Source organism: Shewanella sp. 3_MG-2023, assembly GCF_030548765.1.
Lineage (GTDB): Bacteria > Pseudomonadota > Gammaproteobacteria > Enterobacterales > Shewanellaceae > Shewanella.
In genome coordinates this window covers 1-9,818 of record NZ_JAUOSH010000057.1, presented here as the reverse complement: position 1 = coordinate 9,818, position 9,818 = coordinate 1, and the positions used below count along the sequence as shown (strand labels likewise).

Annotated in this window: 10 protein-coding genes; 4 read left to right on the top strand and 6 right to left on the bottom strand. The window is 42.2% G+C overall.

Annotation, left to right across the window (positions count from 1 at the left end; translation table 11 throughout):
• The 4 genes from Q4591_RS19760 to Q4591_RS19745 all read right to left on the bottom strand — a co-directional run.
• A partial coding sequence (locus Q4591_RS19760; protein ID WP_303462542.1) for an aminoacetone oxidase family FAD-binding enzyme occupies nt 1-773 on the bottom strand: 773 nt, incomplete at its 3' end.
• A gap of 160 nt (nt 774-933) precedes the next feature.
• The gene (gpsA, locus tag Q4591_RS19755) at nt 934-1,950 is read right to left on the bottom strand and encodes an NAD(P)H-dependent glycerol-3-phosphate dehydrogenase (protein WP_102435372.1); all 1,017 of its coding nucleotides are present in this window, start codon (nt 1,948-1,950) and stop codon (nt 934-936) included.
• A 3-nt stretch (nt 1,951-1,953) separates the two neighbouring features.
• Nucleotides 1,954-2,442, bottom strand: a complete 489-nt coding sequence (secB, locus tag Q4591_RS19750) for a protein-export chaperone SecB (RefSeq protein ID WP_102435374.1) — start codon at nt 2,440-2,442, stop codon at nt 1,954-1,956.
• Nucleotides 2,443-2,573: 131 nt separating this feature from the next.
• A complete protein-coding gene (locus tag Q4591_RS19745; RefSeq protein ID WP_303462540.1) occupies nt 2,574-3,008 on the bottom strand; it encodes a rhodanese-like domain-containing protein in 435 nt (144 codons plus the stop codon).
• A 377-nt stretch (nt 3,009-3,385) separates the two neighbouring features.
• Here Q4591_RS19745 and gpmM point away from each other — a divergent pair, with 377 nt between their 5' ends.
• The 4 genes from gpmM (at nt 3,386) to Q4591_RS19725 (ending at nt 8,138) form a co-directional block, all read left to right on the top strand.
• Complete coding sequence (gene gpmM, locus Q4591_RS19740) at nt 3,386-4,918, top strand: 2,3-bisphosphoglycerate-independent phosphoglycerate mutase (RefSeq protein ID WP_102476992.1); 1,533 nt, start codon at nt 3,386-3,388, stop codon at nt 4,916-4,918.
• A 10-nt stretch (nt 4,919-4,928) separates the two neighbouring features.
• Nucleotides 4,929-6,062, top strand: a complete 1,134-nt coding sequence (locus Q4591_RS19735; protein WP_198589350.1) for a murein hydrolase activator EnvC — start codon at nt 4,929-4,931, stop codon at nt 6,060-6,062.
• A 110-nt stretch (nt 6,063-6,172) separates the two neighbouring features.
• On the top strand, nt 6,173-7,375 hold the full coding sequence (locus Q4591_RS19730) for a S41 family peptidase (RefSeq protein ID WP_102520586.1): 1,203 nt from the start codon (nt 6,173-6,175) through the stop codon (nt 7,373-7,375).
• Nucleotides 7,376-7,385: 10 nt separating this feature from the next.
• Nucleotides 7,386-8,138 (top strand): divergent polysaccharide deacetylase family protein, encoded by a 753-nt coding sequence (locus Q4591_RS19725; protein WP_102435381.1) that lies wholly within the window; start codon nt 7,386-7,388, stop codon nt 8,136-8,138.
• On the opposite strand, the gene Q4591_RS19720 is transcribed toward Q4591_RS19725, so the two are convergent.
• Nucleotides 8,113-8,568, bottom strand: a complete 456-nt coding sequence (locus Q4591_RS19720) for an Rrf2 family transcriptional regulator (protein ID WP_102435383.1) — start codon at nt 8,566-8,568, stop codon at nt 8,113-8,115. The genes Q4591_RS19725 and Q4591_RS19720 overlap by 26 nt on opposite strands.
• 32 nt (nt 8,569-8,600) lie before the next feature.
• Nucleotides 8,601-8,852, bottom strand: a complete 252-nt coding sequence (locus tag Q4591_RS19715; RefSeq protein WP_102435385.1) for a YkgJ family cysteine cluster protein — start codon at nt 8,850-8,852, stop codon at nt 8,601-8,603.
• Nucleotides 8,853-9,818: the final 966 nt, after the last annotated feature.

Here is a 9,818-nt window from a genome sequence, read left to right as displayed (position 1 = left end):
AGGTTAATGCTAATACTTTGGCCTGCTTGCCAGTAATTTGAAATTTGTAAAATTGCCGGGCCTGATAAGCCGCGATGGGTAAATAACAATGCTTCGCTAAACTGAGTGCCATCTTGCGCGGTGATTGTTGTTGGCACCGCAATGCCCGACAGAGGCTCAAAACGCGCTTTTTGCTCCGTATGCCATGTAAACGGCACTAAGCCTGCTGTGGTCGGTAACACCTTTAGTCCAAATTGTTCTGCAAGCTTGTAACCGTAAGGTGATGCGCCAAGTTTGGGCATTGATAAGCCGCCCGTGGCAATCACCAGTGACTCACAACTAAACTCACCGTTTGAGGTCACGACTGCAAACTGCCCAGCATCATTTTTGGTGACCGACACAATCTCAGTGCGTAGCTGTATTTGCGCGCCAGCCCATTCACACTCTGTCATTAACATGCTGACAATTTCTTTAGCTGAGTCATTACAAAATAACTGCCCATGATCACGCTCGTGATATTCAATGCCATGACGCTCAACTAACTCGATAAAGTCACTTGAACGGTAACGTGCTAAGGCAGATTTTACAAAGTGGCTGTTACCACACAAGAAGTTGTGAGGTTCCACTTTTTGATTAGTGAAGTTACAACGACCGCCGCCACTGATGAGAATTTTACGGCCTGCTTGCTTAGCATTATCTAGCACTAGAACATCACGACCTCGATAGCCAGCAGTAGAGGCGCACATGAGTCCTGCTGCGCCAGCGCCAATAATGATCACGTCATGATGTTTCACAAGCTTACTCTCTTTAAAATGATTGGGGGCGATTATTGTGACAGTTTACGCTGCCTACTCGACAGCGTTAATCAGCTAGCAAGCGGTATATTTAAGCCACAAAAAAGGGCGCTATATTAGCACCCTTTTAGTCGCATTCACACTTACACAATGCCTTTAGCTATTCACTAATGGTTTCAGACTTTTGGTCTCGACCCAGTAGCTCTTTAGCGGCATCTGTTGGGCTTTTACCTTGATATAACACTTGGTAAATTTGCTCAGTGATAGGCATTTCAACATTAAGACGTTTAGCTAAAGTGTAAACTTCTTTGGTGTTGCGATAGCCTTCAACCACTTGACCGATTTCGTCTTGAGCAGTATCGACATCGCAGCCTTTACCTAATGCCAAGCCAAAACGACGGTTACGTGATTGGTTATCGGTACAAGTTAGTACTAAGTCACCAAGGCCTGCCATACCCATAAAGGTATTAGCATCAGCACCTAAAGCAACGCCTAAACGGGTTAGCTCAACCAAACCACGAGTGATTAATGCGGTGCGTGCATTGGCACCAAAGCCAATGCCATCAGACATGCCAGCGCCAATTGCGATAACGTTTTTAACTGCGCCACCTAATTGTAAGCCGGTAAAATCATCATTAGCGTAAACACGTAAACGTTTCGGGCTATGCAGTAGTTCCACTAAATCATTAGTGAAGCTTGGGCAGGTGCCCGCTACCGAAATTGCTGTTGGCATACCTGCAGCCAGTTCTTTTGCAAAGGTTGGGCCTGATAATACTGCTAATGGAAATTTATCCCCAAGATGCTCAAGAGCAACATCTTGCAGTAATCGACCTGTTTCAGGCTCTAAACCTTTTGTCGCCCAGACAATGCGTGCATCATCTCGTAGCAAAGGCTTGGCCTGTTGCAGTACTAAACCAAACACATGGCTTGGCACCACAACCAATACATTTTTAGTGGCAGCAAGTGCGGTGGCTAAGTCGGCTTCAATTTCAAGACTATCAGGAAAGGTAATCCCTGGTAGAAAGGCATTATTGGCGCGATCGTTAGTTAACGCGGTCATGTGCTCAGGCTCATGACCCCAAAGTAAGGTCTTGTGGCCACTTCTTGCAAGAGAAATGGCAAGGGCGGTGCCGTAAGACCCCGCCCCTAAAACCGCAATTTCAGCAGTGTTATTCATATATTATGCGTTTGCTTCTTCAGCAGCTGGTGCTGCAGCAGCTTCTTGCTGACGCTGTTGAACATATTGTGCAAATAGTGCATCAAAGTTCACTGGAGCAAGGTTAAGCTGTGGGAAAGTACCACGAGAAACTAAGTTACCTACTGTTTCACGTGCGTATGGGAATAGTACGTTAGGGCAGTAAGCACCTAAAGAGTGAGCAAGTTGTTGCTCAGTTAAGCCAGTGATAGAGAAGATACCCGCTTGTTGAACTTCACATAAGAAAGCAGTTTGCTCGCCATTTTGTGCAGTAACAGTTAGAGAAAGGATCACTTCATAAACATCATCAGATAGCTTGTTGCTACGAGTATCAAGATCCAGCTTAACTTCTGGATTCCATTCTTTTTGGAAAACTTCTGGGCTGTTTGGCGTTTCAAAAGACACATCTTTTGTGTAAACGCGTTGGATGTTGAATTGTGGTGCTTGCTCTTCGTTGTTTGCTACTTCAGCCATGATTTCCTACCTTCAAATGTTTTTTAGCTCTTCTGCGAAGCTAATCGTAAATTTGGGCTTGTCGCTAAAATGTGGCCGTTAGACAACATTTTAGACCATCCCGGTAAATTGGGTCTCACCAGTTTGTTATCTTACTTCTTACCTTTAACAACAGGTAAGTTTGCCGCTTGCCAATCACCCATACCGCCTTTTAGGTTATGAACATTCTCAAACCCTTGAGCGACAAGAAGTTGAGCAGCTTGCGAAGATGTCATTCCAGCAGCACATACAGTAATAATGGGACTGGTTTTAAACTTTTCAAGGGCAGTCGCTTTATTATTTTTGATTTCTGCTAATGGCACATGAATAGCGTCAACGATGTGACCTTTGCGGTAATCGTCTTGAGAGCGCACATCAACAACTTTAGCGCCTTGCTTGTTCATTAGCATGGTCAGTTCTTGAGTATTGACGTTGCTCACTTTTGAGGTTGCTGATTTAATGGTCATCACCACAACTGCAACAAATAAACCAACCCATGCGATACTTAATACAGGGTTAGCTTGAAAAAATTCGATATATTCTTGCATCTTCTCTGCCTACTTTAAAAATGGCTAAAATTAATAAGCCACAGAGTATACCGATTGCATCTTTATAATGCAGCAAATTCAAGCCTAATCATCTTCTCTACTGTGCCATGGGCAGCACTTTAACGACGAAACATTGCATTTGCTTACTATCCTAAGGGCAATAGCTCACAGGTTTTTGACTAAATGTGTTGTTATTGAGCCTTATTCATCTTGCACGGGATTGTGACTGGGCAAGCTATTCATCGTAAATTGCCTCTACTGAGCCGCTCTTCAAAGGTAAATTTCTTTTTCAGGAGCTGAAAAAGAAGTAATATCCATACCATTAAAATTTTAGCTTTCTCTTAAAACTTTTTCTTTTAAAACTTAAAGGTACTCCCATGACGACACCAAAACGTCCACTGGCATTACTTATCTTAGATGGCTGGGGTCATCGTGAAAATACGCATAAAAATGCGGTTTTTCATGCGAAAACTCCAGTTTTAGATAAGTTAACCGCCCAATATGCAAGCAGTTTAATTTCCGGATCAGGTATGGATGTTGGCCTACCTGACGGTCAAATGGGCAACTCAGAAGTGGGTCATATCAATATTGGTTCTGGCCGTATTGTTTACCAAGAGCTTACCCGCATTAGCAAAGCCATTGCTGACAATGAGTTTAATCAAAATGAGGCACTGTGCGCTTCAATCGATAAAGCTATCGCCAATAATGGCGCTGTGCATATTATGGGTTTAATGTCGCCAGGTGGTGTTCACAGCCATGAAGAGCACATTGAAGCCATGTGCCGCATGGCGGTTGAGCGCGGTGCCACTAAGGTGTATTTACATGCCTTTTTAGATGGTCGTGATACCCCACCTCGTAGCGCAAAAAACTCTTTGATCCATTTTGATGAGTTATTTGCAAGCTTGGGTCACGGTAAGGTAGCCTCATTGATTGGTCGTTACTACGCCATGGATCGCGACAACCGCTGGGATCGAGTTGAAAAAGCGTTCAACTTAATTGCTCAAGGTAAAGGTGACTTTAATTACCCAAGCGCAGTTGCGGCATTAGACGCCGCTTACGAACGTGATGAAAACGATGAGTTTGTCGCTGCATCGACCATAGGTGAGGCCGCAAGCTTAGCTGATGGCGATGCGTTAATCTTCATGAACTTTCGCGCTGACCGCGCCCGAGAAATCACTCGTTGTTTTGTCGAAACCGATTTTGCTGGCTTTACACGTGAAGTTACCCCTGCAATCAACTTCGTGATGCTAACCAACTATGCTAATGACATTGACGCTGTGGTGGCATTTCCATCAACAGATCTGGTCAATACCTTAGGTGAAACCTTACAAAAACAGGGTAAAAAACAGCTGCGTATTTCTGAAACAGAAAAATATGCCCATGTGACCTTCTTTTTTAATGGCGGCAAAGAAGAGCCATTTGAAGGCGAAGATCGCACCTTGATTAAGTCGCCAGATGTGGCAACTTATGATTTGCAGCCTGAAATGAACTCAACCGAGCTCACAGATAAATTAGTTGCTGCCATTGAGTCTACTGACTATGACGTGATTATTTGTAATTATCCAAATGGTGACATGGTCGGTCATACCGGTAAATTTGATGCTGCGGTTAAAGCCTGTGAAGCAGTCGATGCTTGTATTGGTCGTGTAGTAGAGGCGCTAGCGAAAGTCGGCGGCGAATGCATTATTACTGCCGATCATGGTAATGCTGAGCAAATGACCAATGAACAAACGGGTCAAGCTCATACTGCCCATACCAGTGAGTTGGTACCTTTCATTTATGTAGGCCGTGAAGCCACCATTGATGCAGGTGGACGATTGAGCGATATTGCGCCGACTATGTTAACCTTGATGGAACAAGAAGTGCCGCAGGAAATGACCGGCCGTTCAATCATTAAACTCAAAGAGTAACTAGCCACTCGTGAAAAAACGACTTTTGTTTAAAGCCAGCATGTTTGCTGGCTTGGTGATACTGACATCATCAGTTCAAAGTGCCGATCTTGGTAAGCGTCAATCAGAGCTGAAATCTATTCAGGCTCAGATTAACCAACAACAAAGCTCTTTGAAGGACACCAGTCGTCAACGAGAAAAGCTCATTTCGTTGTTAAAGCGAGATGAGCAAGCTATCTCTAATGCTGCTCAAAAAGTTAATCAAACCCAAAACTCACTGTCTGCGGTAAATACTAAACTTCGCGAACTTGATGCTGAAAAAGTCAACTTAGATACACTGCGAGTTACGCAGCAAAAGACCTTATCTAAACAATTATCTAGCGCTTACCTTGCCGGTAACCATGACTATTCAAAGATGATGCTTAACCAGCAAAACCCTGCCACAGTTGAGCGGATGTTAGCGTATTATCAATACCTTAATAATGCCCGTATTAAAGCCATTACCAGTTTAAAAACAACTATTGAGCAATTAGAGCTAGTTAAAGTTGAGCAAGTTAATGAACAGCAAAAACTTAATTCCTTAATTCTTGAGCAACAAAAGCAGGCTAAACAACTCGCTAAAGAACAATCACAACGTCAACAAACCTTAGCACAAATTCAACGCACCTTGACCAGCAAAGGCGCAGAGCTTGAACAACTACAAATTGAAGAAGCCAGCTTAAAACACCTTATTGAACAAGCGGTGCTGGCGGCCAAAAATAGCCCCTCAATGGATGGCTTAGCCAAGCTGCGCGGTAAATTAAAATGGCCAACTAAAGGACGAGTTTCGTCCAAATTTGGCAGTAGCCGCTCAGGACAAATCAGCTGGAAAGGTGCGGTAATTGCCGCTCCTGAAGGACAAACCATCACCGCTATTGCTCATGGCACCGTTATTTATTCAGACTGGTTACGAGGCTTTGGTATGGTTATGGTGATCGATCACGGCGAAGGCTATATGAGTTTATATGGTCACGCGCAGTCATTACTTATTCCACCTGGCGAAACCGTTAAAAAAGGAGAATCCATTGCACTTGTTGGGAGTTCAGGCGGACAAACAGAATCTGGCCTATACTTTGAAATAAGACACAAAGGGCAAGCCATTAACCCAGCGAGATATTGTCGATAACACGCTAATAATAAAGTAATTTAATCTTTGGCGGTTATCAAACCTTCCGTAGGTTTAATCGTTGAACAATCGACGCCCTAATTATACCGCAAGGTATCTAAGGGGCAGTTATGATGCAAATTACACGTTATATTTTGTGCTTCATATTAGGCGTAAGCGTTGCATTTTCATTGAACTTATCCAGTTCAGAGCAACACTATAAAACCCAATCTGAATACAGTTACTCACTCTTACTTGATGTTATTGATACAGTTCACACCTATTACTTTAATGAAGTAGACCGCGAAGACTTAATTGAATACGCCATCGAAGGAATATTCAATAAACTAGACCCCTATTCAGGCTTTTTAGATACTGGCGATTATCAAAGCATTAATGACAGTAATAATGGCCAGTACTTTGGTTTCGGCTTTGAAGTGGCAACTGATGACAACCAAATCACTATCATTACTCCTTATGCCAACTCACCTGCGGCCCGCGCTAATATTCAACCTGGCGATAAGGTCCTGCAACTTAACGACACCCTGATTGATCAAACCAATTTAACCGATGTACTTACCGAGATTAAGCAGCACAGTATCAACAAGCGACCAATAACACTCACCATTGAGCGCCAAGCTAACGAAACACTTCTATTTAATCTCGCCCCTGAGCTAATTCATATTAAATCAATTAATGCGAAAATTATTGATAATAATATCGGTTATATACAACTTAACTCGTTTCAGGAAGACGCTACCAATGCCATTATTAACCAAGCTAAACTATGGCAACAACAGCAATTAAAAGGTCTTATTATTGATGTTAGAAACAATCCCGGCGGGCTACTCAGTCAAGCCATCAGTATTGCTGATTTGTTTTTGCAAAAAGGTTTAATTGTTTCAACTGAAGGGCGTTTTTTCGATGCAAATGAAAACTACTATGCATCGCAACCTACCATATTTAAAGGCGTGCCTATGGTAGTACTTATTAATAAGGGCTCAGCATCGGCATCAGAAGTACTGGCTGCAGCATTACAAGAAAATAACCGCGCCACGCTAGTGGGAGAAACCAGCTTTGGAAAAGGTACGGTGCAAAGTTTGATCCCCATGCTGGATATGGGCAACGCTATAAAGCTCACGATTGCAAAATATAGCACGCCAGATGGTAACGACATTCACACTAAAGGCATTGAACCGGACATTAAAATATCAAATGATGCTATCCTAAAAACAGATTATCTGGATATAATTGAACAAACTACAGCGCAATATGATGAACCACAGGATGGTCAAATTTCTTCCGCTATTGCATGGATAACAACTCATAATTAAAGCAGACTTTGTGCGCTATATATTGATACTTTTAGCTTTACTGTTAACGGCTCCAGTTCAAGCAACCCAAATCGCTATCATCATTGACGATATTGGTTATCGTCAAACCGATGAGGCGGTTTTGTCTTTACCAAACGGCATTACCCTTTCGGTAATACCTCATACTCCATTAGGTCAGCAACTTGCAAAGCAAGGCCATCAGCGTGGCAATGAAATTATGCTGCATATTCCCATGCAGGCACTCAATGGTAAAAACCTAGGCCAAGGTGGTTTAACGAATGAAATGGATGAGCAAGAGTTAAAACACCAGCTAAAAGATTCTATTGCCAATATCCCTTATGCTAAAGGGGCAAATAACCATATGGGCAGTTTGCTCACACAACTTGAAAGCCCAATGACTTGGCTGATGCAAAGCTTAAAAGAGCAGGACTTGTATTTTGTCGATAGCAGGACAACCCGCTTTAGTGTTGCCAGTGAGCAGGCGCAGCAACATGAGGTGCCATTATTACGCAGACAAATTTTTTTAGATAACGATGTCAGTGAGCAGGCACTAGAGAAACAATTTAAGCAGATCATACTAAAAGCAAAAAACGATGAAAATATTGTTGTAATAGCACACCCATATCCTGAAACAGTGCACTTTTTGAATCAAAATTTACATCGCTTAGAAGCCGAAGGAATTAGCCTAGTCCATACTTCAAAGCTGTTGCCCGTAACAATGATCAGTAATAAAGCCACTAGTTCAGTTCAAGTATTGAGATAGATAAATCAGGTAAGGTATCCATTAACTCATCTGCATTCTTAACGATATCAGCCAAAGTGCAGTCATTCAGCACGTTCATATATGCAGCAACTGCGTTCGCAAGAATACCTTTTAAACTGCATGCTGGCGTAAAGCGGCAATAGGGTTCACTGCAATTAACAGGGGCCAGTGAAGGCTCTAATTCACCAACAAGCTGACCAAGATTAATGTCACTAGGCTTCACTGCTAATTTAAACCCACCACTTTTACCACGTAAAGTTTGTATATAACCTAGCTTACCCAGATGATGAATAATCTTTGCAACATGATTAGAAGACAGCTCAAAGACTTCCGTGACTTCAGCAATACGAAATAAAGTCTCTCTTTTTGGCTGTGCAGCAAGGTACATTAAAATACGGATGCCATAATCGGTATAACGGGTCAGTTGCATAAAGTCATATCCAAACTAATTAAAGGTACATACTAAGACGTTGAAGCTTCTAGCTCAGTGATCAAAATCAATGCTTGCTCATTTGATGTACTGCAAACATCCATTGTCGCGGTAAATTCTGCGCAAACAGCAGGTCTTGATGGATCGCCGAAAATCTTACACAAATTATCGTCATTTAACTGAATACAGCGAACCCCTGCAGGTTTACCGTTAGGCATGCCGGGTATTGGACTGGTAATTGACGGAGCAATACAACATGCACCACAACCTAAACGACAATCCATACTTCCACCTACCTGCTTAAAAGAGCAATATATCTTACTCATCACTAATATAAAAACATCTAAATCAAAAAAAGTACATTAAATGCATCTTTTGTTTAAAAATGTGAGTTTTGGGTACAATCGAAACTACTTGTATCTGTATTGACTAGAGTTAAAGAGTCAAAGCCTTTACCCATAATGACAAAAAGCCTTTACTTTCATTTAGACAAGATTGATGCAATAAGCCAAAAACTTTCTTAATTTGCTAAAAACAAAAAGTCTGCATGTTGCAATAGAACCTTAATTCTTGGATCTTGAAATTCGAACGTCTCATAGGTCGGCAGTTTCTAAAAACATCCTGACCAACCGAATATTCTACTTCTGCATTAATATTGAGTAAATAAAAACTAAATTCCAGAACTAAAAAAGCCTCTACCTTGCACTAAATCACTACGGTAGAGGCTTTGATCTTTATTCTTTATGTTGCCGCAGCTAACTTACTCTTATCAAGAGTTATACCAGTGCGTCTTAGCGTGTGACGAGTCGACAGTCTCTAATAACAATCACATTATCAGATTCACACAGCTGAACTTTCGCTTTCTCGCTGACAATTCATTCATTTCTAAAACGAAATAAGCCTCTACATTGCTGTATAGGCTTTCGTCTTTACGTTGGCGGAGCGGACTTACTCTTATCAAGAGACGAACCCTCGCCCACGGCGTGACAGGCCGTTGATCTCTAATCAAGCGTCTAAGCAACTGAATTACCGCTGCTTTAGCAAACTACTTTTGCAGGTCACTATTATTCATTCTTTAAATAACAGATACGAAAAGCCCTGCTATTGCTAGCAGGGCTTATCGTAATGTTGACGGAGCGGACTTACTCTTATCAAGAGACGAACCCTCGCCCACGGCGTGACAGGCCGTTGATCTCTAATCAAGCGTCTAAGCAACTGAATTACCGCTGCTTTAGCAAACTACTTTTGCA

Excerpts from the sequence above, each read along its gene's own strand:
- Q4591_RS19730 (WP_102520586.1), top strand. The coding sequence starts at position 6,173 with ATGATGCAAATTACACGTTATATTTTGTGCTTCATATTAGGCGTAAGC.
- Q4591_RS19745 (WP_303462540.1), bottom strand. The coding sequence starts at position 3,008 with ATGCAAGAATATATCGAATTTTTTCAAGCTAACCCTGTATTAAGTATC.
- gpsA (WP_102435372.1), bottom strand. The coding sequence starts at position 1,950 with ATGAATAACACTGCTGAAATTGCGGTTTTAGGGGCGGGGTCTTACGGC.
- Q4591_RS19715 (WP_102435385.1), bottom strand. The coding sequence starts at position 8,852 with ATGGATTGTCGTTTAGGTTGTGGTGCATGTTGTATTGCTCCGTCAATT.
- gpmM (WP_102476992.1), top strand. The coding sequence starts at position 3,386 with ATGACGACACCAAAACGTCCACTGGCATTACTTATCTTAGATGGCTGG.
- secB (WP_102435374.1), bottom strand. The coding sequence starts at position 2,442 with ATGGCTGAAGTAGCAAACAACGAAGAGCAAGCACCACAATTCAACATC.
- Q4591_RS19720 (WP_102435383.1), bottom strand. The coding sequence starts at position 8,568 with ATGCAACTGACCCGTTATACCGATTATGGCATCCGTATTTTAATGTAC.